This window comes from Roseateles sp. P5_D6 (assembly GCF_054049415.1).
Genome location: NZ_JBFUMK010000008.1, coordinates 234,980 through 255,827, shown reverse-complemented (window position 1 = coordinate 255,827; position 20,848 = coordinate 234,980). Strand labels below are relative to the sequence as shown.

The window sequence follows — 20,848 nt, the reverse complement described above, 5'->3', positions numbered from 1 at the left end:
TTCAAAACAACAAGGAGACCTTCATGCCATCTCGCCCCCTGCTGTGCTGCATGGCGCTGGGCCTGACGCTGATTGCCGGTGCAGCGCACGCCGACGATCTGGACGATTGCAATGCCGAAGTGCCGATCCCCGCACCTGCTGCGCGGCCGGCAGCCGAGGCCTATTGGCTGGATGCGCGGACCGTGCAGTGGCCGGGGCTGAAGCTGCAGGGCGGCGACCGTGTGCGCCTGCATCACGCCCGGGCGGCGGGGCTGAAGGCGCCGGCTGGCGACAGGGTCACTGGCGCCGATGGGGCGGTCGAACTCGTGCCCGCCACGGTGGCGCTGCCGGCGCGATTCCGTTTCATCGGTGAGGGGCCGCGCTTCGCCATTGCGGGCGGCGCGGATGCCGCGGCCCTGCTGCGTGAGCAGTTGATGCTGGTGCACGAAGCTGCCGACGGCCGGGTCATCGGCGCGACGGGCCTGCAATTGCCCGGCGCCCTGGACGACCTCTATGCCGCGGCCGAGCGCGTGACGGATTTTGGCGTCCATCCCGCCAAGGCGCAGACGCGCTTTGCCGTCTGGGCGCCGACGGCCCAGCGTGTGCTGCTGTGTCGCCATGCCGGGCCCGAGTCGCCCGCGGTGGCGGTCGATGCGATGCGTCTCGATGCCGCCATCGGTGTCTGGCGTGCCGAGCTGCCGGGCGACCTGAGCGGCCAGGCCTATCGCTACCTCGTCGACGTCGTCACGCCCACCCATGGCCGGGTGCGCAATCTCGTCACCGATCCCTATTCGGTCGCGCTGACGGCCGACTCGCGGCTCAGCGTCGTCGCCGACCTTGCTGCCCCCGCGCTCAAGCCGCGTGGCTGGGACGCCTCGCCGCGCCCGACACGCGTGAGGCTCGCCACCGACCAGGTCATCTACGAACTGCATGTGCGCGACTTCTCGGTCAGCGACACGACTGTGCGGCCCGAATGGCGCGGCAAATACCTGGCTTTCACGCAAGGTGAGTCCAACGGCATGAAGCACCTCAAGGCGCTTTCCAAGGCCGGCCTGACCGACGTGCACCTGCTGCCGGTCTTCGACCTCGCCAGCGTGCCGGAGCGCGGCTGTATGACGCCGACGGTGCCCGACGCGCCCGCCGACGGCGAGGCCCAGCAGGCCGCCGTCATGGCCGTGGCGGCCGGCGACTGCTTCAACTGGGGCTACGACCCCTGGCACTTCAATGCGCCCGAGGGGAGCTTCGCGACCGACCCGCTCCGGCGCGTCGTCGAGTTCCGCCAGATGGTGATGGCCCTGCACCAGGCCGGCCTGCGCGTCGGCATGGACATGGTCTACAACCACATGGCCGCGGCCGGCCAGGCGCCCAAGTCCGTGCTGGACCGCCTCGTGCCCGGCTACTACCACCGCCTCAATGCCAAGGGCGAGGTTGAGCGCTCCACCTGCTGCGACAACACGGCCACCGAGCATCGCATGATGGCCAAGCTGATGATCGACTCGGCGGCGCTGTGGGTGCGCGATTACAAGATCGACTCGATGCGCTTCGACCTGATGGGCCACCAGCCGCGCGAGGCGATGGAGAGGCTGCAAAAGCGTGTCAATGCCGAAGCCGGCCGGCCGGTGCAACTGCTGGGCGAGGGCTGGAACTTCGGCGAGGTGGGCAACGGCGCACGCTTTGTGCAGGCCTCGCAGCTGAGCCTGAACGGCAGCGGCATCGGCTCGTTCAGCGACCGCGGCCGGGATGCCGCACGAGGTGGCAGCGCAGGCGAGGGCGGCGACGACAGCGTGCGCAACCAGGGCTGGCTCAATGGCCTGGTGTACGCGCCCAATGCCTTGTCGAACGCGAAGCCGGAAGAGCTGCTGGCCGCCGCCGACATGATCCGTGTCGGCCTGGCCGGCTCGCTGCGCGGCTATGAGCTGACGACCTGGCGTGGCGAGACCAAGCGCCTCGATGCCATCCTCTACGGCGGCGACCAGCCGGCCGGCTTCGCGTCCGAGCCGGGCGAGGTCGTCAACTACGTAGAGAACCACGACAACCAGACGCTGTTCGACGTCAACACGTTGAAGCTGCCGCTGGCGACCAGCCGCGCGGACCGCGCCCGCGTGCAGATGCTGGGCGCTGCGGTGGTGGCTTTCAGCCAGGGCATTGCCTACTTCCATGCCGGCCAGGACATCCTGCGCAGCAAGAGCATGGACCGCAACAGCTACGACAGCGGCGACTGGTTCAACCGGCTGGACTGGAGCTACAAGAGCAACCACTTCGGCACCGGCCTGCCGCCCAGGCAGGACAACTTCGGCAAGGACGGCCGCGACTGGGCGCTGGCCCGCGAGCGGCTGACCGATGGGGCCATTTCCCCCGGCCCGGCCGAGATCGCCTGGGCCCGCGACGTCTTTCGCGACCTGCTGCAGATCCGCGCCAGCACGCCGCTGCTGCGGTTGAGCAGCGCCGCCGAGATCAAGAAGCGGTTGAGCTTCCCCGGCAGCGGCCCAAGCCAGAACCCGGTGCTGGTGGCGACGCGCATCGACGGAAAGGGCCTGCCGGGCGCGGGCTTCAAAGCCGTGATGACGCTGATCAACGTCGCGCCGACGGCGCAGACGCTGAAGCTCCCCGAGGAGGCCTCTGCCGTCTGGCGCCTGCACCCGGCGCAGCGCCATTCACAGGCGGCGGATCGGCGCGTGGCGCGCGAGGCCAAGGCGGTTCGCGGTGTCTTCGATGTGCCGGCCCGCAGTGCGGCCGTGTTCGTGCTGGATTGAGGGCGCCGTTGGCGGGATTTGCAGCGGCGCGAACAAGCAACGATATTCCGCCAACGGCTTCCGGTGAGACGCGACGACACGCTGGTGCGCGGGCTTGCCGGTTGAGGATTCAAGGAATGGGTCAACAGAGGTCAGGCGACGTCAACCATGCAAGCTGCGCAAGATTTCGACAAGAACGTCCGCAGAAAGAAGATCCTTCTCAAATATACGACGCTTGTTTTTGTCGCGTATGCCATCACACAGATTGCGACTCTGGGGGCCTACCTTGCAGGAATTTCTTCGGTCAGGCTTCCTGAGGTCTTGCTCCTTGCGTCGATATCGCTAGGTGTTACGGCGATATTCCTGCTGTGGATCAGGCTGAAGAATGTAGCTGCCAAGAAATTCGCCAACTTCGTCTTCTTCGGTCAGTTTGCCGTCTGGCTCGTCATGTATTCGGCCTGGTTTCTCGTTCTCAGGGAAGTACGCGGCGCTGCGCTGTTTTGCGCCCTGATGGCGCTGTCGTTTCTCTTGTCGAACGCAAACCTGATCCAGTCCCTCATCGTTACTGCCAGCGCGACATTGCTGCAGATGGCCGGCTCATATGTTGCAATCGTTCATCTGAAGCAGCCTGGATCACTGGGTGTCGAGATTTTCTACGCACTCTGTTTTCTCCCCGCCGCCCTTTTTATCTGCAATCTTTCCGACCAGTATGCCCGTCAAAGATCCGAGGTGAAGGCGGCGAAAAGCGCTGCTGAACAAAGCCGGGACGCTGCGCACCAGCTCAATGCCGAACTGGAAAAGGCATTGAAGATGGTGCACGATATGTCGATTCATGACGAATTGACGGGCCTGTTCAATCGGCGCCATTTGATGGATGTGCTGTCCGTCGAGAAGAATCGCGCCGACCGCACCGGCCAGCTATTCTCAATCGTGGTTGTCGATATTGATCATTTCAAACTGGTCAACGACAGCTTTGGGCATCTCAAAGGAGATGAGGTGCTCAAGGAGGTGGCCAACGCACTGCAAAAGACTTTGCGTGGCTGCGATTTTTCAGCGCGCTTTGGCGGAGAGGAGTTCATGATGATCCTGGGGCAGGCGGGTGCAGATGGCGCAAAGGCCTGCGCAGAGAGAATCCGTCGGCTGATCGAAGCCATCAGATTCCCCGGATTTGGAGATGACTTCAAGGTCACGGTGTCGATGGGGCTGACCGAGTATCGGCCGGTGGAAGACATATCGGAATCGATCTCGCGCGCAGACCAGGCGCTTTACCGTGCCAAGAATTCCGGCCGTAACCGCGTCGAATATGCGAAACGCTGAAACGCGCGGCAGCCAGGGCCTTTGATTTGAATGGTGCGCGACTCAGCCGCGCCGGGTGCGGTGCCCATGCGCGCCGATCAGGCCGAGGCCCAGGAGCACCAGCGCCGCAGTAGCCGGCTCGGGCACGGTGCTGACGTCGAAGCTGAGATTGCCGCTGACCCACTGGCCCTCGGCGACGTTCAGCGCGAAGTCCTTGAAGCCCTCGCTGAACTCGATGCGCAGCTGGCCGTCGGCGCCAGCGCTGACGCCCAGGAGCGTCAGGTCAAGCGAGCCGGCGTAGCTGCCGCTGCCGCTGGTGCTGTCCAGGGCGCCCGGCGCGAAGGTGAACAAGTCCAGACCGCTGGAGTTGCCGAAGCTGAGCTGCATCTCCGACAACACGCTGGGCGCGAAAGCGTTCAGGTCCAGCGTCCAGGCCAGCGAGTTCAGTACCGCGTTGGCGCCGATGTCGATGAGCCAGACAGTGTTGCCCGCTTCGCCCAGCAGGTTGATGCTCTGCGCGCCGCTCACGTCGACGACGACGGGCGCGGCCTGGGCGGTGAGTCCGGCGAAAGCCAGGGTCGCCGCAGTGGCCAGGCGTTGGAGTTGCTTGTTCATGCCTTGGGTTCTCAGTTGGATGCCGCGGGGCGAGCGACGAAGACGACGGCCGTGCGGGCCGGCACGTTGAAGGCGCCGGTGGTGCGGTCGAACGTGGCTGCGCGAGCGTGCTGGTCGGCGGTGTGCGCCGGGTGCAGTTCCAGCGCGTGGCCGGCGAGCGTGGGCAGCGTGAGCTGCTTGGCGGTCTTGTCGACGTTGATCAGGTAGACGAGTTCGTCGAAGTTGGCGCCGGCATAGCCCACACCATTCAGGCGGCCGACCAGCACGGTGGCTTCCTGGTTGGAGCCGGTGTTCAGGAAGCTCAGGCGCGACTTGATGTCGTCGGCCGTGCGCAGGCGCAGCAGCGTGCTGCTCTTGCGGATGCGCAGCAGGTCGCGGAAGGCGTCGCGGGTCCACGCGATGTCATTGGCATGGGGCTTGATCAGCGCATTCGCCAGCAGCGGACGGGCCAGGCCCCAGTTGTCGCCGTTGTCGCGCGAGGGCGGCAGGCCGACGCCGAAGTTGTTGTCGGCATAGCTCCAGTCCAGGCGGTTGAACCAGTCGCCGCTGTCGTAGCTGTTGCGGTCCAGGCTCTTGCTGCGCAGCGTGTCCACGCCGGCGTGGAAATAGGCCACGCCCTGGCTGAAGGCATTGATGGCGCTGGCCAGGATCTGCACGCGGGCGCGGTCCTCCTTGCTGGTGCCGGTGGGCAGGCGGAAGGCGTTGTTGTCGAACAGCGTCAGGTTGTCGTGGTTCTCCACGTAGTTGACGACTTCGCCGGGCTCCAGCACCCAGCCGGCCGGAATGCCGCCGACGTCGATCTGGTCCAGGCGCAGGTTGGCGTCCCAGCTCGTCTGCATCTGGAAGCTGCGGATGGAACCGGCCAGCGATGCCTTCAGGCGGTCGGCAAACCACATCAGCTCACCGCGGCTCTGGCCGGAGGCGTTGGCGTTGGGGTCGTAGAAAAAGCCGTTCACATAGCCCTGGTTGGCGACGAGGGCGTTGCCGGAATCGCAGCAGCCGCCGCCGCGCACCGCGTCGCGGATCAGCGGGTTGAAGCTGCCGATGCCCGAGCCGTTCAGCGACAGCATCTCGGCCTGCACGAAGCGCGCGCCGTTGGCCACTTCACCGAAGTTCCAGCCCTCGCCGACGATCTGCACCTCGCGGCCGGTGGCGACCTTGACGCGCGCCTTCAGTGCCTCGATGACCGAGCGCGGGTGGTGGCCCATGATGTCGAAGCGCAGCGAGCTGATGCGGTAGTCGCGCGTCCAGGTGACGGCCGAATCGATCATCAGCTTGGCCATCATCAGGTTCTCGGCCGCGGTGTTCTCGCAGCAGGTCGAGCGCTCGATGCCGCCGGTCGCGCTGAGGCGGTAGTAGTAGCCGGGCACGACCTTGTCGAGCACCGAGTTGGCGTTCTGGCCCGACGAGGTGGTGTGGTTGAACACCACGTCCATGCCCACGCGCAGGCCAGCCACGTTCAGGGCCTGCACCATGCGGCGGAACTCGACGACGCGTGCCAGCGGGTCGTTGGCGTTGCTGGCATAGCTGCCCTCGGGCGTGCTGAACTGCAGCGGGTCATAGCCCCAGTTGAAGCAGTCGGTGCCGGCGGTGGCGGCCACCGTGGCTTGCTGCGAGTTGCTGTCGGGCGCGCCGCTGGGGGCGGGTGTCACGCAGCTCTTCTCGTTGACGCTGGCGATGTCGAAGACCGGCAGCAGGTGCACGTCGGTCAGGCCGGCGGCGGCCAGCGCCGTCAGGTGCTTCATGCCATTGGACTGGCTTTCGGTGAAGGCCAGGTACTTGCCGCGCCTGGCGGCGGGCACGGTCGCGTCGTTGATCGAGAAATCGCGGACGTGCAGCTCGTAGATGCTCAGGTCCGACGGCGCGGCCACGGTGGTGGGTGGCGCGCTCTGGTCCCAGCCGTTGGGCTTGGTCGCCTGGGCCTGCAGGTCCATGACCACGCTTTGCTGGCTGCCCAGCGTCAGGCCGAGGGAGTAGGGGTCGGTGACGAGGTTCTTCACCAGGCCCGTGCCCTTGACGAAGACCTGCACCTGGTAGCGGTAGCTGCTGCCTTGCAGATGACCTTGCTTGGTGAGGCTCCAGACGCCGGTGGCGGCGTTGCGCGCCATGGGCTCAGTGGTCGTACGGGTCAGTCCCGAGTTGCCCAGGGCCGTCGTCAGCACCAGCGATACGTTCTGCGCGGTGGGTGCCCACAGCTTGAAGCTGGTGTTGCCGTTGCTGGCGACGGCGCCCAGGTCGGGCACGTTGTTGGCGGCGGCGTAGAGGTCGTCCAGTGCGCCGGCGATCTGGGCGGTGGTGGCGTTCTGCACCTTGCCGTTGGCGTCTTCCTGCACGAGCACGAGTTGCTGCTGGTGCAGGCTGGGCAGGCGAACCACGTCGGCTGCACGCACGTTGAAGACGGTGCCGCTGGCCACGTACTTGAAGCGCAGCGCGTCAGCGGCGGGCACGGTGCCGGTGAAGGCGTCCAGCGTGATGTAGCCGTCAGCGCCTTGCACGGGGGCTTCGAGGCCGACACTGATCTGGCCAGTGGCCGAGTAATAGAGGCGAGCCGGGCTGCTGGTGGCGATGCGCGGCCACTTCACCAGCGTCTTGTTCAGCCACACGGCGCGGGCATCGGTGCTGGAGACCTGGCGCAGGTCCGGCGGCGCGAAGTAGACGGTGGCGTCGCGCTCCACCAGCCAGATCTGGCCGACCTGGTTCTGGATGTTCAGCGCGGCGTACTCGACATGGATGTTGTCGTTGCGGCCATCCTTGTCGTTCTCGTTGGGCGGCATGCCATGGATGATGAATTCCAGGGCCTTGCGATTCACGTCGCCCTGCGGGTTCAGCACGGGGATGTCGAACACGACTTCGCCGTCACCGACCGCGTAGCCGGGCATGGCGTTCAGCGGCACGGGCTGGCCCCAGTTCTCGATGTTGACGCCTGAGGGGAAGTTTGGCAGGGCGGCCACGTTCAGGCCGCTGCCGTTCCACAGGTGCAGGCCCCAGGCGCTGTAGCCGCTGTCGAAGCGCTTGTAGTGCACGCGCAGGGTCTTGATGTCGGGCACCGGCAGCAGCAGCGGGTTGCTGGCGTAGCTGGTGCTGTCGCCTGCCAAGCGCCAGATCTCGTTGGCGCCGGCCTGGAGCGCATAGCTCTGGTCGGCGCCGCCGTTGTCCTTGTTGTCGCCGTTGTGCAGCAGGAAGCCGACGGTGCCGCTGCCCGCGGCCAGGGGCACGTCGTAATAGACGCCGAAGTCGTCGCTGCCGGCCGCGTTCCAGCCGCCGTTCCAGTTCGGGCTTTGGGCGGCGTTCCAGGTGTGGATCTGCCAGCCGGCGTAGTCGCCGCCCGAGCGGCGGTAGTGCACGCGCAGCGAGGTGGCGGGTGCAGCGGGCGTAGCCACGGCGGCAATCTTGGCGCGTGGCGCCTGCTGGGCGACTGGCACGCCGGCCAGCAGCTCAACGCCGCTGCTGTCTTCGGCTGCCGCGCTGCTGACGCTGCTCATGGTGGCCTGTGGTTCGACGCTCCCGCCGCCACAGGCCCCCAGCAGCGCCAGCGCGCCGATTGCCAAGCCCGTGATCGCCTGTCGCGCCTGCAGCGCCCAGCCTGCCCATGCCTTCATGTCGTGCACTCCTTGGAAGTGCGCGGATGCTATTGAAGCAAAACTACATATGGAAGCTGGTGAAATCCCGAGGGGAAGTTCATGAATTTCCACTATGTATAGAGAGATTCGCCCAGAAGGCTCATGGATCTATTTGATCTATGTGTAGTTTTATTTCAATCATGATGCCTTGCGTCTGGAAGGAAACGAAAGATGTGACGACTGAGGAAATCGTGAGGATGACTCACGACATGCGGGCAGCGCAGGACTAAGCTTCAACCAGGAGACTGCAGCGAGAGCAGGGGACTGCCATGAACAAGATCCGTACCTTGAGCGCCGCCCTGGCCGTGATCGCCACGGCGGTCGGCCTGAGTGGCTGCGCCGTCGAAACCAGGCCACCGCCGACCACCGACGTTTTCGTCGATTCCGCGTTCAAGCCGCCCAGCGTCCACATCGATGCGCAGGAGGCGCTGGCTCTGAGCCCGGCGATGAAGCGCTTCGCCGAGACGGAGATGGCCAGCGAGATCCGCAACAAGGGTCTGCGCGATGGCCTCATCGACGCCCTCTACACCAAGGGCCGGCTGCAGCTGGACTACGACGCCGAGAACACCCGCACGGCGGCCGAGGCCTTCGAGGCCAAGCGTGGCAACTGCATGTCGCTGGTGCTGATGACGGCGGCCTTCGCCCGCCACCTGAACATGCCGGTGCGCTTCAACAGCGTCTTCCTGGAAGAGAGCTGGACCCGTTCCAACGGCATCTTCTTCGTTGCCGGCCACGTCAACATCAGCCTGGCCCGGCCGCTGGCCGTCGGCCGCACAACCGTCTTCGGTGACCCGGAGCTGCTGACCATCGACTTCCTGCCGCCCGACCAGGTGCGTGGCCATCGCGGCCGGGTCGTCGACGAGTCCACCATCCTGGCGATGTTCCTGAACAACCGTGCTGCTGAGGCGCTGACGGTGGGCAAGGTTGATGACGCCTACTGGTGGGCGCGCGAGGCTATCCGCACCGATGCGCGCTGGCTGTCGGCCTACAACACCCTGGCCGTGCTCTACCGCCGCAAGGGCCTGATGGACCGCGCCGAGGCGACGCTGCGCCTGGTGCTGGATCGCGAGCCGCTCAACACCCAGGCGATGTCCAACCTTGTTCTCGTGCTCAGCGACACTGGTCGCCGGGAGGAGGCTCTGGTCTATTCCAACCAGCTCGCCCAGATCCAGCCCATTGCGCCCTACAAGTTCTTCGACGAAGGCCTGGCGGCCATGCGGGCGGGCGAGTACGCGGCCGCCCGCCAGCTGTTCCGCAAGGAGTTGGCGCGAGCGGCCTATGTGCCCGAGTTCCATTTCTGGCTGGGCCTAGCCAACTACGGCATGGGCGATGTGTCGGGTGCGCGCGGCGAGATCGCCAAGGCGCTGGAGAACAGCGCGACGGTCAAGGACCGCGAGATGTACGGCGCCAAGCTGGCCTGGCTGAACGAGATCCGCGAGCAGCAGCGCCAGCAGCGCATACCGCTGCGAGGGCCGGCGGGATCCTAGTCGCCATCAGATCGCAGCGAGCCCGTGCCGGGCTCGGGCCCGGGCACAGGCCTCGTCACCAATGCCCATGGGCGCCCGCTCGCCGAACTCGCGGCAGGGCGAGGGGCGCCACTCGTGGATGCCGCAGCTGGCCTTCACGCCCACCTTGCCGCTGAGCGCCGCGCAGCGCGGCTGGGCATGGTCGGTGCCGCGCATGCGCACCAGGCGGCCGGTGAGCTCCACCGCCAGGCCATCGGGCACGCCGCCGCCTTCGCTCTCCAGCTCGCTGCGGTCGAAGTCGACCCGAAAGCTCGCGCAGCAGGCGCCGCAGCTCAAACAGGGGTTGTCACTCATCCAGCCAGTGTAGGTAGCGGTGAGACACTGGATCGACCCCACCTCATCCCAGCCCACCATGCGCGCATTCCTTGGCACCCTCCTGCTGCTGGCCGCCGGCGCAGCCCAGGCCGCGGATCTGACCGTCACCGTGATGGATCGCAACGGCAAGCCGCTGGCAGACGCCGTCGTGCTGGTCGACAGTGCGGTGCAGGGCCTGCGGCCCACCACGGTGATGGAGGCGACCGTCGTGCAGGAGAAGCTGCGCTTCGTGCCCACGGTCAGCGTCGTCGGCCTGGGCGCCAAGGTCAGCTTCAGCAACCTGGACACCTGGGACCATCACGTCATCCTCGGGCTGATGGGCGCCGGCGGTGTCTACGTCGACCCGGGCCAGAACACCCAGTTCCGACTCGCCGGCCGCGTTGGCAACAAGCCACCGGCCTCTGACAGCAAGGTGCTGAGCCAGCCCGGCGCCTATCTGCTGGGTTGCCACATCCACGGCTCCATGCGCGGCCACATCTACGTGGCCGACACGCCCTGGGCCAAGCTCGGCGGCGAGGACGGCAAGGCTGTGCTGCAGGGGCTGCCGGAAGGCCCGGCCCGGGTGCGCATCTGGCACCCCGACCAGCTCGTCGAAGGTTCGCCGACGGACGTGAAGGTCGCCGCCACCGGCAGCGCGGTGACGATCACCACGCAGATCGCTCCGGCGCGCAAGAAGCGGCCCGCGGGCGATCCTTATTTCGGCGGCTGAACCGAGGCTCAGTGGGCAAAGGGGTTCGCCGTCGCGAACCACAGGCCGATGCCGGTGGCGATGATGAAGGCGCCATCGGTCACGCCGACCGCCAGGAAGAACTTGGTCTGCAGCTCGGGCGCGATCTCGGGCTGGCGAGCGATGCCCTCCAGCAGCTTCATGCTGGCCAGGCCGATGCCCAGGCAGGAACCGAAGGCGGGAATGCCGATCAGCAGCGCGACGGCGAGGGGCAGGACATCGAAGGCAGGCATCTTGATTACTCCTTTGTGTTGGCGAGAAGGAGTCTGGCCGCGTCACTGCGGCGCGTCGATGACCTCGCAAGTCATTGAGTTCAGTCGCCGGTTCAGGTCAACTGGAGGCTTGTTTTTCCGCTATCCACCCGCCGGCTCGCGCACGACGGTGACCGTGCAGTCCGACTCGGCCACGACCTGGCCCGATACGCTGCCCAGGTAGCGCCGCAGCGCCGACGCGCCGCGGGCGCCCATGACGATGTGGTCCACGCCGTTGCGGTGGGCGAAGTCGATGATGGCGCCGGCTGCGTCGGGCGCCTCCAGCACGTGGAAGGTCAGCCGCCCGTCTTCGAGGCTGAGCGCCTTGCTGATGGGCCGCGCCCAGTGCTTGAGCGCGATGAGCTGCTTCACATGCAGGCTCTGGCCATGCTGGTCGGTCAGCTCATCAATGCCGATGCGGTTCACGCGCATCACGGACACGCAGGCCAACCGTGCGCCGGCCTCGGTCTGCACGATGCGGCGCACCGTCTCGCAGAGCTGGGCCAGCAGCTCGGGCGTGGCGTTGTCCACGTCCACCGCCGCCATGACGATGGGGCTGCGCGCCAGTTGCTGGCCGGCCGGCGCCGCGGGCGCGGGTTCGGCGCCCAGCGCGAGGAACCAGCGCCTGAGCCGGCTCATGCTGCCGCTGACTTGCAGCTTCTCAGCGCGCGCGGTCAACGCCACGCCGGCGGGTTCGCGCAGGTCCAGCGCGAGCTGGGCGGCGCTCTGGTAGCGGCGCTCGGGCTTGACCTCCAGGCAATGCAGGATGACTTCCTGCAGCCAGGGCGGCAATTCGGGGCGGATGGCGCGCGGCGGTACGGGCTCGACGAAGAGGCGCCGGCGCAGGCCGCGCACCGAGTCCGGCTGGCCGAAGGGGCGCTCGCCGGTGGCCAGGTGATAGAGCATGACGCCCAGGGCGAACAGGTCGCTGCGCGGGTCGTTGCGCACGAACTGCACCTGCTCCGGGCTCATATAGGGCCCCGTGCCCATGGGCAGCGTGAACTCCTCTTCGAGCAGATCGGGCAGCTGCTCGTGCCGGCTCAGGCCGAAGTCGACCAGCACGGCCGTGCCGTCGGCGCGGAACATGATGTTGCTCGGCTTGATGTCCAGGTGCACGACATGCTGGCGGTGCAGCGCGGCCAGGGCCGTGGCGACGCGGGCGCCGATGTCGGCCACTTCCTCGGGCGGCAGCGGCGCATCGTCCAGCCGCGGGCGCAGCGTGTCGCCAGGAATGTGCTCCATGACGATGAAGGCCTGGCGTGTCCAGTCGCCGCGGGCGACGAACCGTGGCACATGCGGGCCGCTGAGCTGTGGCATCAGCATCTGCTCGACCTCGAAGCCGACGATGGTGGCCGGATCCTCGCCGCCCTTGATGCGCGGCACCTTCATCAGCAGTTCGATGCCGTCATCGGCGCCGCTGTCACTGCCTTCCACGCGGCTGACCCGCCACAGGTTGGCCATGCCGCCCTGGTGCAGGCGAGCCTCCAGCCGGAAATCGTCCAGCACCTGGCCCGCTTCTAGCGGAGCTGGCGGGGCGGGTGAGGCAGGGGCTGTCGTGCTCATCACTCTCCGCGGGTGAGGCGGCCGGCGAGACGCTCAGCTATCAGCGGCGGCAGGTCGGTTGCGCGCAGGGCCGCGACGGCCGCGTCAACGTCGTAGGCCACACGCTGGAAGGTGATGCGGGCATCGTCCAGATCGGACTTGCCGGGGTCGAGCAACGCGTAGCAGGCCGCCGGGTTGCCGTCACGCGGCTGGCCGCAGGAGCCGGGAATGACCAGCCACTGGCGGTGCGCCGGCAGCGGCATGGGCACGCCGGCCACCGGCCGGAAGTCGCCCGCCTTGCCGGTGCCGGAGAGGTGGAAGAGCATGGGCTCGTGCATATGGCCGCAGACCTGGATGCGCGCCGCGCTGGCGTGCAGGCTCTTCACGGCCTCGGCGCGGCCTTGCACGTATTCCCAGCCATTGGGATCGAAGGCATTGGCATGCACGAACAGGCAATGGCCCGGCTCGCCGTGAGCCTGCAACGGCAGCCGCGCGAGAAAGCGCAACTGGTCTTCGTTCAGCTGGGCGCGCGTCCAGTCGATGACCGCGCGGGCATCGGGGTGCATGCCCGGGGTGCCGCCATGGACCACGGCTTCATCGTGGTTGCCCTGCACGGCGATGGCGCCATCGGTGACCAGGGCCATGACCTGATCGACCACCCAGGCCGGGTCGGCGCCGTAGCCGACAAAGTCGCCCAGCAGCGCATAGCGCGTGGCGCCCTGGGCCCGCGCGTCCGCCAGGACGGCTTGCAGGGCCTGTTTATTGGCATGAATGTCTGTGATGAAAGCCCAACGCATGGGCCGCAGCTTGCCACGAAGGGCTGACGCCGGCCCAACACCGGGTCAGGGGGAGGCGAGATCGGGGCGGATATCGGCCAGGGATGCGAGCAGGCGTTGCGCGGTTGCCGGGTCGCGCGGGGCCAGCGCTTGCGCGATTCGGCGCAGCGGTTCGGCAGCGGGCCGGAAGTCGGGGCTTTGGCGCAGTACGGCCAGCAACGGCGGGCCGACGCGAGCCAGCATGACGGCCGGGTCTGCGCTGGGTGTGGTGCGGCGGCCCAGGTCCAGGTAGTCGCGGCGGGCCTGGGTGTAGGCCGAGAGGCGCGCGGCCGCTGCGGCATCGGGCTGGGCGAGCAGGGTGCTCATGTCGACGCTCACCTCGCCCAGCAGCGCCAGCAGGCGGTCGCGCGGTGCGGTGTCGGGCGCATAGGTGACGCGCGGTGCGCGGTAGGCCACCCAGGGGCGGTCGTCGGTGTTCAGCGGCGCGTCCGCGGCGAGGCGGCGCAGCGCTGGGGCGTCGGCGATGAAGCTGCCGAGCACGGCGAAGCTGTCGCCAAGGCCGAAATGCCCCGCCAGCACCGGCACCACCCTCGGCGCAAAGCGGGTATCTCCGATTCGCCCGACAAGGCCCAGCGTGGGTGTGTCCAGGCTGTTGCTGGCGAGGATGGCGGCGCCATCGGGAAAGGCCTGCAGGAAGGCCGCCGTGATGCTGCGCAGCGTTTCCAGGTCGAGCTGGTGCAGCGGCAGCCATTGGCAGAACAGGCCTTGCGGCGCAAGCCGCTCGCGCACGGCGCGGAAATGCTCGACCGTGTAGAGAGCACCCGAGCCACTGCGGGCGGGATGGAAGTTGTCGGAGACGATGACGTCATAGTGCTGCGCGGTGGTGCGTACGAAGCGGCGAGCATCGGCGGCGTGCAGATGGGGGCTGGGGCCTTCGCCCAGCGCGGGGCGGAACAGCGCGGAGGCTTCGATGACTTCGGGCAGCAGCTCGACGGCTTCCACCTGCACGCCAGGCAGCCGCGCGGCCACGCCGGCCGTGATGCCCGAGCCCAGGCCGAGGAAGAGGGCGAGCTGCGGCGCTGGATGCAGCAGCAGCGGCAGCAGTGCCTGGCGGCCGTCGACATGCAGCGTCGCGCTGCTGCCTTCCTGCTGGCGGTTGTTGATGCGCAGGCGCGTGACACCAGCGGCATCCTCGACGACGCTGACGGCGGCCATCGCGCCCTCGCGGTAGCTGAGGATGCGGCCGCCCTCGGGCTGGTCGACGAAGGCCAGCGGCGGCGCCAGTACGGCAAGCGCTGCGGTGGCGGCGGCAGGCAGCGACCAGCCGAAGCTGCGCCACGCAGGCAGGAGCAGCAGATAGCCCGCTGCGACGAGGATCAAGGCGAGTTTGGGGCCGAGGGCCGGCGCGATGAGCACGCCGAACAGCGGCGCGGCCAGCGTGGCGCCCAGCGTGTTGACGCCGAGTGCGCGGCTGAACGCGATGCCGGCCGCGGACGCGTCGGCGCTGAGCTGGCAGAACAGCGCGCCCATCAGCAGCGTCGGCAGCGCGAACACGGCGACGGCGAGCACAGCCTCGGTGGCCAGTGCTGCGGCCAGCGTCTCAGGCTGCAACCAAGCCTTGATCGCCTCGGCGCTCCACAGCGCGGCCATGCCGAGCAGGATGCTCACGGCCAGGGCCTGCAGCAGGCGCGGCGCGTTGCGCAGCGCTGGCCAGCGTGCATGGGCTGCGGCGCCCAGTGCGCTGCCAGCGAGATAGACGGCCAGCAGCAGCGCGAAGGTGTAGACGGTGTCCTCGGCCACCTGGCTGAGCACGCGCACGGCCAGCACTTCGTAGGCGATGCCGAGCAACCCGCTCAGGGCCAGCAGGACGAGTGGCCGGCTCGATGTCGGTGAGCCAGGCGCCGGCGCGGGGCGGGACTGCAATGAAACGCCGGCCAGCAATGCGCAGCCCAGGTTGAGGGCGACGCAAAGCCCTGCGCTGCGTGTCAGTCCCCAATTCGGAATCAGCCAGAAGGCGGTGGCCAGCACGCCGGCGACGGCGCCCAGTGTGTTCGCGGCATACAGCGGCGCGACGCCCGCGGTACCGATGCGGGCCATGGCTGGCAGCGTGGCGCCCATCGCGGCGGTGGCCGGCAGCAGCAGCATGAAGCTCGCTGCAAAGGCAATGCTCCACTGCCACAGCGGCGTGGCGTCCGGGCCGATCAGCGCGAGTGCCGCGTTGCTGGCCATGGGCATGGCAGCCATCAGCACGGCACCCCAGATGCCGATCAGCGCCTCGCAGGCGGCGTACCAACGCAGCGGCCTCGCGCTGGCCTCGATGCGGCGGCCCAGCAGCAATGACCCCAGCGACAGCCCGCCGAAGAAAGCCGCGACTACCGCGAGAACGGCGGCCGATTCGTGGCCCAGCACGAGGCCGAGCTGCTGCGTCCAGACGATCTGGTAGCCCAGCCCGGCAAAGCCGGACGCGGCCATCAGCAGTAAAGCCAGATGCTTCAAGAGTTGAAGCTCAGCGTGTAGCCCCAGCTCTCCAACCGTGTCGGGATGGCGTTGAAGGCCAGGCTGATGCGCCGCCCGCCAGCATTGGGCGGCACGGCGTGCATCAGATAGCTGGGGAACAGCACCATGTCGCCCGGGCTGGGCGCGGGGCCGACCCATTTCTCGGCGTTGTAGGGGCCGGCGGTCACGCCGGCGTGGTCGTTCTTCAGCGCGAAGTCATGGCCGCCGGGCGACTTCATGAAGACGGTGCGGGCCGAGTCGTCGGTCGCGGTCAGATAGACCACACCGGAGGCAAAACTGTTGGCGTGGTTGTGCATGGCCTGGCGCCCGCCGGTGTCCAGCACGTTGACCCACATCTCCTTGATGGCCCAGCCCAGGGTCTCGCCAAAGAGGTGGCGGCCGAATTCGGCGATCTTGGGTGTGATCAGCGCCGCGGCCTGCACAAGCAACGGGCTGTCGCCGGGCTGCAGCATCTGGGTGTGCGACAGGGCTCCCGAGCTATTGTTGGCCTGCAGCGCGCGAGTGCTGAAGTGGTCGATCAGCGCATTGACGAGGGGCACGGGCAGCACGCCCGGCGCGCGCAGCAGCGGCACCGGGAAAAGGCCGATGACTTCGTCTGTCATGCCAGAACTGCCGCGATGCGCAGCCACGACCAGTAAGCCGCGGCGCTGCCGATCATGTAGAGCAGCACCGTGCGCAGCCGCTGCGTGGCCGGCCAGCGGGCGCTGAGGCGCCACAGGCACCAGCAGAAGCCGACAGTCATCAGCTGGCCCAGTTCGACGCCGACGTTGAAGGTCAGCAGCGCGACCAGCAGATGGTTCTCGGGCAGGCCGATTTCCTTCAGCGCGCCGGCAAAGCCCAGGCCGTGCACGAGGCCGAACAGGAAGGCGACCAGGGCTGGCCAGCGCCCCGCCAGGGTGTCGCGCTTGTGCAGCGCCTCGCCAGCCACCAGAACGATGGATAGCGCGATGCTGGCCTCCACCGGTGCCGAGCGCAGCGTCAGCAGCCCCAGGGCGCTGCTCGCCAGCGTCAGGCTGTGGGCGGCCGTGAAGGCGGTGATAGTCCAGACCAGGCGGCGGCGAAAGCCGACGAGAAACAGCAGGCCAATGACGAAGAGCAGGTGGTCGATGCCGCCGAGGATGTGCTCGACGCCCAGCAGCGTGTAGGCGCTGGCGATCTCGCCCATGCCGCGCGGGTCGTTGGCGGCACCGTAGAGCTGCACCGTGGGCTGGGCCTTGGTCAGCGTGTAGACGCGGGTGTCGCCCTTCATCCAGACGACCTTGACGACGGCCGCGGAGTAGCGTTCACCGACGCCCTTGACCGACATCGTGCCGGCCAGGCCTTGCTCGCCGCAGCGCAGCGCATTGGCCTGGGCCGCGCAGCCTTGGGGCCATACGGGCGTCAGATCCTGTCCCACCGGGCGCTTTTCGCCCGCCGACCACTGCCAGACGAATTCGCCGCGCTGCGTTTCGCGCAACTGCAGCTCGGCCATGCTCATTTCGTGTGCCGAGGCGGGCAGGGCGGCGGCCGCAACGGCGAGCCACAGCATGGCACGCAACCACATCCACCCGCGCTTCATGGGGCAGTCGCCTCCACCTTGATGGTGTATTTCCTGGCGAGGGCTGCCACTGCGGCGCTGCGTTGGACGGCCAGGGTCGCGTCCGTCCAGTCCTGCAGCACCACGCCGCGCAGCGCCTCGAAGCTGGCCGGTCTGGCGCCGTTGCTGGCGTCCAGCCGCACGGCGTGCCAGCCCTCGCGCGACTGGAGCGCCAGCCATTGGCCCGCGGTGGCTCCTTCCAGTGCCTTCGCGAAGTCCTCGCCATAGCTCTGTAAAAGGTTGCTGTGCGGCCTCCCCTTGAAGACGCGCAATCCGGCCTTGGTGTCGCCCGGCACGCCGTTGTTCAGCAGGTCGACGAAAGTGCGCACGGCCGCCTCGTTCGCCTCGTCGCCCAGCACGGCCTCCTGGAAGTCGAACCGTGCCGGCTCGTCGTAGCGGGCGCGGTGTTTCTCGAACCAGTCGCGCAGCACCGGCTCCTTGACCGGCGGCAGCTGGGTGCCGCCGTCGACCACGCTGAGCGCCTTGAAGATGACGCGTTCTCGGATCGCGGTGTCGCCTTTGTCGAGCTGCAGCGCCAGGCCTTCGCGGTAGAGCACCTCGTTGTCGAGCCAGACCTTGCGCAGCGCGGCGGTCTCTTCGGCGTTGGGCTCATGGCCGCGCTTGGCTTTGAACAGCTCGCGGGCCTCGCGATCGACTTCGGCGCTGATGACGATCTCGTTGGACCCCGCGGTGTCGCGGTTGAGCAGGCGGTCGGCGCCGAACAGGGCAGCGCCCAGCAGCAGGAAGTGCAACAGCGGTTCGCGGGTCCAGTTCGGCAGGCCGGATAGGCGGGGCGGCGCCTTGGCGGTGGGGGTCAAGGAAAGCTGGGCGGACATCGGTCTCTGGGGGCGGGGCACAGGCGGCGGATGCTATCGACGCTGCAAGACAAATTGACGACAAGCGTGGCCGCTGGGGACGCGCACGCGCGACGAAAAAAGGGCGCCGCATCGCTGCGGCGCCCTGGCAAGTGTTGTCGGGAGCAGGGCTCCCGGCTCCTTTACTTGACGCCTGCGACGGCGACCGAATTGGCCACTTCGACGTAGATCGGGTTGCTGTAGAACCAGAGGTCGGCCCAGGCCGCGACGTCGTAGGACACCGCCTTCTGGCCCACGATCGGGTTGCCCGCGCCGGTGGCCGTGGCCAGGTGAGCCGGGCAGCCGTTGATGGTGCCGTTGGCCTGCGTCCAGGTTGCGCCAGCGGCCGGCAGGTTGGTGGCCACCGTCGTGCAGGGGATGCGCAGCATCGTCGTGTCGTTGGCGTTGGTGAACAGGTCGGCCAGCGGGTTGCCGTTGGCGTCCGTCTCGTAGGGCACGGCAGCCGGCATGTTGGTGCCACGCAGGCGCACGTACTGCGAGGCCTGGACCGCCGGGATGCGCAAGCTCATCTTCAGGAAGACGCTGTTGTCCACGCCTGACGACACTTGCGTCCAGGCCGAGCCGCCGTTGCCGCTGAAGGTCTTCAGGATGGCGGCCGACGTGTTCTTGGCGGCGGCCGGCACGGCCGACAGGCCGGCGGTGCTGCCGTCTGCGCGCAGCCAGTCGGTGTTGCGCGGCCATTCGCCGGCGTAGTCGGCCGAGCCGGGCGTCCTGTAGCCGGTCACGAGGCCACGGACGACGTCGACGTGGTCCAGCACCGGCTTGTTGATCGGCTGGTTGATGCCGACCTGGAGCAGCGACGGGTTCGGGAACGAGTAGGGAGCGAAGTTCGCACCGTCCGGGTCGCGCAGCACGACGGCCACGACGATCTCGGCACCAGGGCGGACCGCGAGCTTCTCGCCCATGGTGGCGCAGCCGGTCTTGTCGATGTCGGTGGCGTTGGTCGCCGCGGCGACGGCAATCGCCTCGACGGAGGCGTTCGTCCGGGCGGCGATGCCCGGGTACGAAGCGCAGGCCACGAACGCCAGGCGGTCGATCAGCTGGCCGGAGGCCGCCCAGGCGTTGCCGGTGCGCAGTCCGTCGACGATGGTCTGCGGGCGCAGCTTGTCGGCACCGTTGCGGACCAGCACGTGTGTGCGCTGGTATTCGCCGGGGTAGAAGTCCTGCGACGAGCGGCGGTCATCCGGGCCGAACTGGCCGCGGTTGTGCCAGTCGGAGCTGGCGAAGAACCAGAAGCCGCGGCCTTCGCCGAGCAGGGCGTCCCAGACGCCGCCGACCTGGCCTGCATAGACGCCGGTGCCGCCGTAGGTGGTGCCGCCGACGGAGTCGGTCAGCACGCCGCCGATATTGTTGCGCTTGACCTGGTACTCACCGCGGTTGTCAGACGCGCCGTGGCCCGGCTGCGACTCGAAGCCGAAGGCGACGTTGGGCGCGGCGTTGTTGAAGTTGCGCAGGTGCTCGATGTTGTAGCCGTTGTTGCCGTTCGGGTTGAACGGGCCGGCGCGCTCCAGGTGGGCGGGCACGTAGTAGCTGGCATTGCCGTGGAAGTTCGCCATCCACTTCATGGCTTCGACGGTCTTGAGGTGGCCGCGCGTGCCGACGCCGGTGCCGGTGGCGGGAATGAGCTTCTGGCCGGTGGCGCTCCAGCCCAGGGTGGCGGAGGTGGAGTCGGCGCTGTTCGGGTTGGCGCAAGTCCAGTTGTTGCCCGTGCTCGAGCCGGTCACGTTGCCGCGACTGGTATCGGTGTCGTTGCGGTCGAAGCAGTAGGACCACTGGGCCAGCGCGTTGGCGTTGCCGAGCGGCGAATAGCCGGGGGCGGTGGGCAGCGTGACGGAGTCGACGGAGGCCGGCATCTGGCCAGTGATCACCGACATCGAGCTGTGCTCATGGCCGGCGACGACAGACTCCAGCCCGAGGAACAGCGGCAGGTTCTTCTGGGCCGCGAGGTACTCGATGACGGGGTACTGGTACTCCTGCAGCGACTGCCAGCGCCACATGTTGCCCGTGCCGCCGACGCCGCCGCCGTTGCCCTTGAGGTTGGCCGCGCCGATGCTGTTGGCCCAGGTCGTCGTCGGGCCCTGGCCGGCGACATAGGGGAAGGCCGGTGTGGACAGCGAAGCATCCTCGACCAATGTGCAATTGCGGTTGCCATTGCCGCCGTGGCCGGCCTGCACGAACCAGTCCAGGCCCCATGGCGTCTCGGACTTGTCGGTGACCTTCTTCACCAGCTTCTGCATCGAGATCGAGCCGTCCGAGCAGGTGGTGTGGTTGTGGAAGTCACCGGAGACGTATTTGCCCGGCGTCTTGCCTGCGGCGGTGGCGACGGTCGGCACGATGACGACGATGCTGCTGAGGGCAGCCACGGCGGCCAAGGCGATCTGGCTCTTGGTGAAATAGTGGGGCATGGAAGCGGCTCCGAAAGGGAATAGGGGAGGCGTGGAACGGGGCGGATGCTAGGAAGCGGCCGTGACCCTGGCGTGACGGCATCGCGACGCTGCTGA

The 20,848-nt window shown here is 67.9% G+C and carries 15 protein-coding genes; 4 read left to right on the top strand and 11 right to left on the bottom strand.

All coding sequences use genetic code 11. The features are described from left to right. Positions 1–23 precede the first annotated feature (23 nt). A complete protein-coding gene (locus ACXJKM_RS13575; RefSeq protein ID WP_457352923.1) occupies positions 24–2,732 on the top strand; it encodes an alpha-1,6-glucosidase domain-containing protein in 2,709 nt (902 codons plus the stop codon). A gap of 147 nt (positions 2,733–2,879) precedes the next feature. After that, positions 2,880–4,028: a GGDEF domain-containing protein gene (locus ACXJKM_RS13570; protein WP_457352921.1), complete on the top strand. Its 1,149-nt coding sequence runs from the start codon at positions 2,880–2,882 to the stop codon at positions 4,026–4,028. A gap of 42 nt (positions 4,029–4,070) precedes the next feature. On the opposite strand, the gene ACXJKM_RS13565 is transcribed toward ACXJKM_RS13570, so the two are convergent. Beyond that, entirely contained in the window at positions 4,071–4,622 is a 552-nt protein-coding gene (locus ACXJKM_RS13565) for a PEP-CTERM sorting domain-containing protein (RefSeq protein ID WP_056201838.1), read from the bottom strand. 11 nt (positions 4,623–4,633) lie between these two features. Beyond that, the gene (locus tag ACXJKM_RS13560; protein WP_457352919.1) at positions 4,634–8,221 is read right to left on the bottom strand and encodes an alpha-1,6-glucosidase domain-containing protein; all 3,588 of its coding nucleotides are present in this window, start codon (positions 8,219–8,221) and stop codon (positions 4,634–4,636) included. Positions 8,222–8,511: 290 nt separating this feature from the next. Between ACXJKM_RS13560 and ACXJKM_RS13555 the strand changes: the two genes are divergently transcribed. After that, the gene (locus ACXJKM_RS13555) at positions 8,512–9,729 is read left to right on the top strand and encodes a tetratricopeptide repeat protein (RefSeq protein WP_056201840.1); all 1,218 of its coding nucleotides are present in this window, start codon (positions 8,512–8,514) and stop codon (positions 9,727–9,729) included. A 6-nt stretch (positions 9,730–9,735) separates the two neighbouring features. On the opposite strand, the gene ACXJKM_RS13550 is transcribed toward ACXJKM_RS13555, so the two are convergent. Next, positions 9,736–10,062 carry a YkgJ family cysteine cluster protein gene (locus ACXJKM_RS13550; protein WP_457352917.1) on the bottom strand — a complete coding sequence of 109 codons (327 nt, stop codon included), beginning with the start codon at positions 10,060–10,062 and terminating at the stop codon, positions 9,736–9,738. Between the two features lie 58 nt (positions 10,063–10,120). Here ACXJKM_RS13550 and ACXJKM_RS13545 point away from each other — a divergent pair, with 58 nt between their 5' ends. Continuing rightward, positions 10,121–10,792: a plastocyanin gene (locus ACXJKM_RS13545; protein WP_457352915.1), complete on the top strand. Its 672-nt coding sequence runs from the start codon at positions 10,121–10,123 to the stop codon at positions 10,790–10,792. A gap of 8 nt (positions 10,793–10,800) precedes the next feature. Here ACXJKM_RS13545 and atpE read toward each other — a convergent pair whose 3' ends face one another. The 8 genes from atpE to ACXJKM_RS13505 all read right to left on the bottom strand — a co-directional run bounded on the left by atpE (position 10,801) and on the right by ACXJKM_RS13505 (position 20,752). Next, on the bottom strand, positions 10,801–11,043 hold the full coding sequence (gene atpE / locus ACXJKM_RS13540) for a F0F1 ATP synthase subunit C (protein ID WP_056201848.1): 243 nt from the start codon (positions 11,041–11,043) through the stop codon (positions 10,801–10,803). Positions 11,044–11,163: 120 nt separating this feature from the next. Beyond that, the gene (locus ACXJKM_RS13535; protein WP_457352913.1) at positions 11,164–12,567 is read right to left on the bottom strand and encodes a protein kinase domain-containing protein; all 1,404 of its coding nucleotides are present in this window, start codon (positions 12,565–12,567) and stop codon (positions 11,164–11,166) included. A 56-nt stretch (positions 12,568–12,623) separates the two neighbouring features. Next, entirely contained in the window at positions 12,624–13,400 is a 777-nt protein-coding gene (locus ACXJKM_RS13530) for a metallophosphoesterase family protein (protein ID WP_457323550.1), read from the bottom strand. Positions 13,401–13,445: 45 nt separating this feature from the next. Next, positions 13,446–15,875: a fused MFS/spermidine synthase gene (locus tag ACXJKM_RS13525; RefSeq protein WP_457352911.1), complete on the bottom strand. Its 2,430-nt coding sequence runs from the start codon at positions 15,873–15,875 to the stop codon at positions 13,446–13,448. Next, on the bottom strand, positions 15,872–16,498 hold the full coding sequence (locus tag ACXJKM_RS13520) for a TIGR02466 family protein (RefSeq protein ID WP_457352909.1): 627 nt from the start codon (positions 16,496–16,498) through the stop codon (positions 15,872–15,874). The genes ACXJKM_RS13525 and ACXJKM_RS13520 overlap by 4 nt, the downstream gene beginning before the upstream one ends. Further along, positions 16,495–17,454, bottom strand: coding sequence for a HupE/UreJ family protein (locus tag ACXJKM_RS13515; protein ID WP_457352907.1), 960 nt, complete (start codon positions 17,452–17,454; stop codon positions 16,495–16,497). Before ACXJKM_RS13515 ends, ACXJKM_RS13520 begins: the two co-directional genes overlap by 4 nt. After that, on the bottom strand, positions 17,451–18,290 hold the full coding sequence (locus ACXJKM_RS13510) for a peptidylprolyl isomerase (RefSeq protein WP_457352905.1): 840 nt from the start codon (positions 18,288–18,290) through the stop codon (positions 17,451–17,453). The genes ACXJKM_RS13515 and ACXJKM_RS13510 overlap by 4 nt, the downstream gene beginning before the upstream one ends. Before the next feature lie 179 nt (positions 18,291–18,469). Continuing rightward, a complete protein-coding gene (locus ACXJKM_RS13505; RefSeq protein ID WP_056201865.1) occupies positions 18,470–20,752 on the bottom strand; it encodes a hypothetical protein in 2,283 nt (760 codons plus the stop codon). Positions 20,753–20,848: the final 96 nt, after the last annotated feature.

What these genes read in the sequence shown, in the direction of transcription:
- ACXJKM_RS13575 (WP_457352923.1), top strand. Translation starts at nt 24, where the DNA reads ATGCCATCTCGCCCCCTGCTGTGCTGCATGGCGCTGGGCCTGACGCTG.
- ACXJKM_RS13570 (WP_457352921.1), top strand. Translation starts at nt 2,880, where the DNA reads ATGCAAGCTGCGCAAGATTTCGACAAGAACGTCCGCAGAAAGAAGATC.
- ACXJKM_RS13565 (WP_056201838.1), bottom strand. Translation starts at nt 4,622, where the DNA reads ATGAACAAGCAACTCCAACGCCTGGCCACTGCGGCGACCCTGGCTTTC.
- ACXJKM_RS13560 (WP_457352919.1), bottom strand. Translation starts at nt 8,221, where the DNA reads ATGAAGGCATGGGCAGGCTGGGCGCTGCAGGCGCGACAGGCGATCACG.
- ACXJKM_RS13555 (WP_056201840.1), top strand. Translation starts at nt 8,512, where the DNA reads ATGAACAAGATCCGTACCTTGAGCGCCGCCCTGGCCGTGATCGCCACG.
- ACXJKM_RS13550 (WP_457352917.1), bottom strand. Translation starts at nt 10,062, where the DNA reads ATGAGTGACAACCCCTGTTTGAGCTGCGGCGCCTGCTGCGCGAGCTTT.
- ACXJKM_RS13545 (WP_457352915.1), top strand. Translation starts at nt 10,121, where the DNA reads ATGCGCGCATTCCTTGGCACCCTCCTGCTGCTGGCCGCCGGCGCAGCC.
- atpE (WP_056201848.1), bottom strand. Translation starts at nt 11,043, where the DNA reads ATGCCTGCCTTCGATGTCCTGCCCCTCGCCGTCGCGCTGCTGATCGGC.
- ACXJKM_RS13530 (WP_457323550.1), bottom strand. Translation starts at nt 13,400, where the DNA reads ATGCGTTGGGCTTTCATCACAGACATTCATGCCAATAAACAGGCCCTG.
- ACXJKM_RS13520 (WP_457352909.1), bottom strand. Translation starts at nt 16,498, where the DNA reads ATGACAGACGAAGTCATCGGCCTTTTCCCGGTGCCGCTGCTGCGCGCG.
- ACXJKM_RS13515 (WP_457352907.1), bottom strand. Translation starts at nt 17,454, where the DNA reads ATGAAGCGCGGGTGGATGTGGTTGCGTGCCATGCTGTGGCTCGCCGTT.
- ACXJKM_RS13505 (WP_056201865.1), bottom strand. Translation starts at nt 20,752, where the DNA reads ATGCCCCACTATTTCACCAAGAGCCAGATCGCCTTGGCCGCCGTGGCT.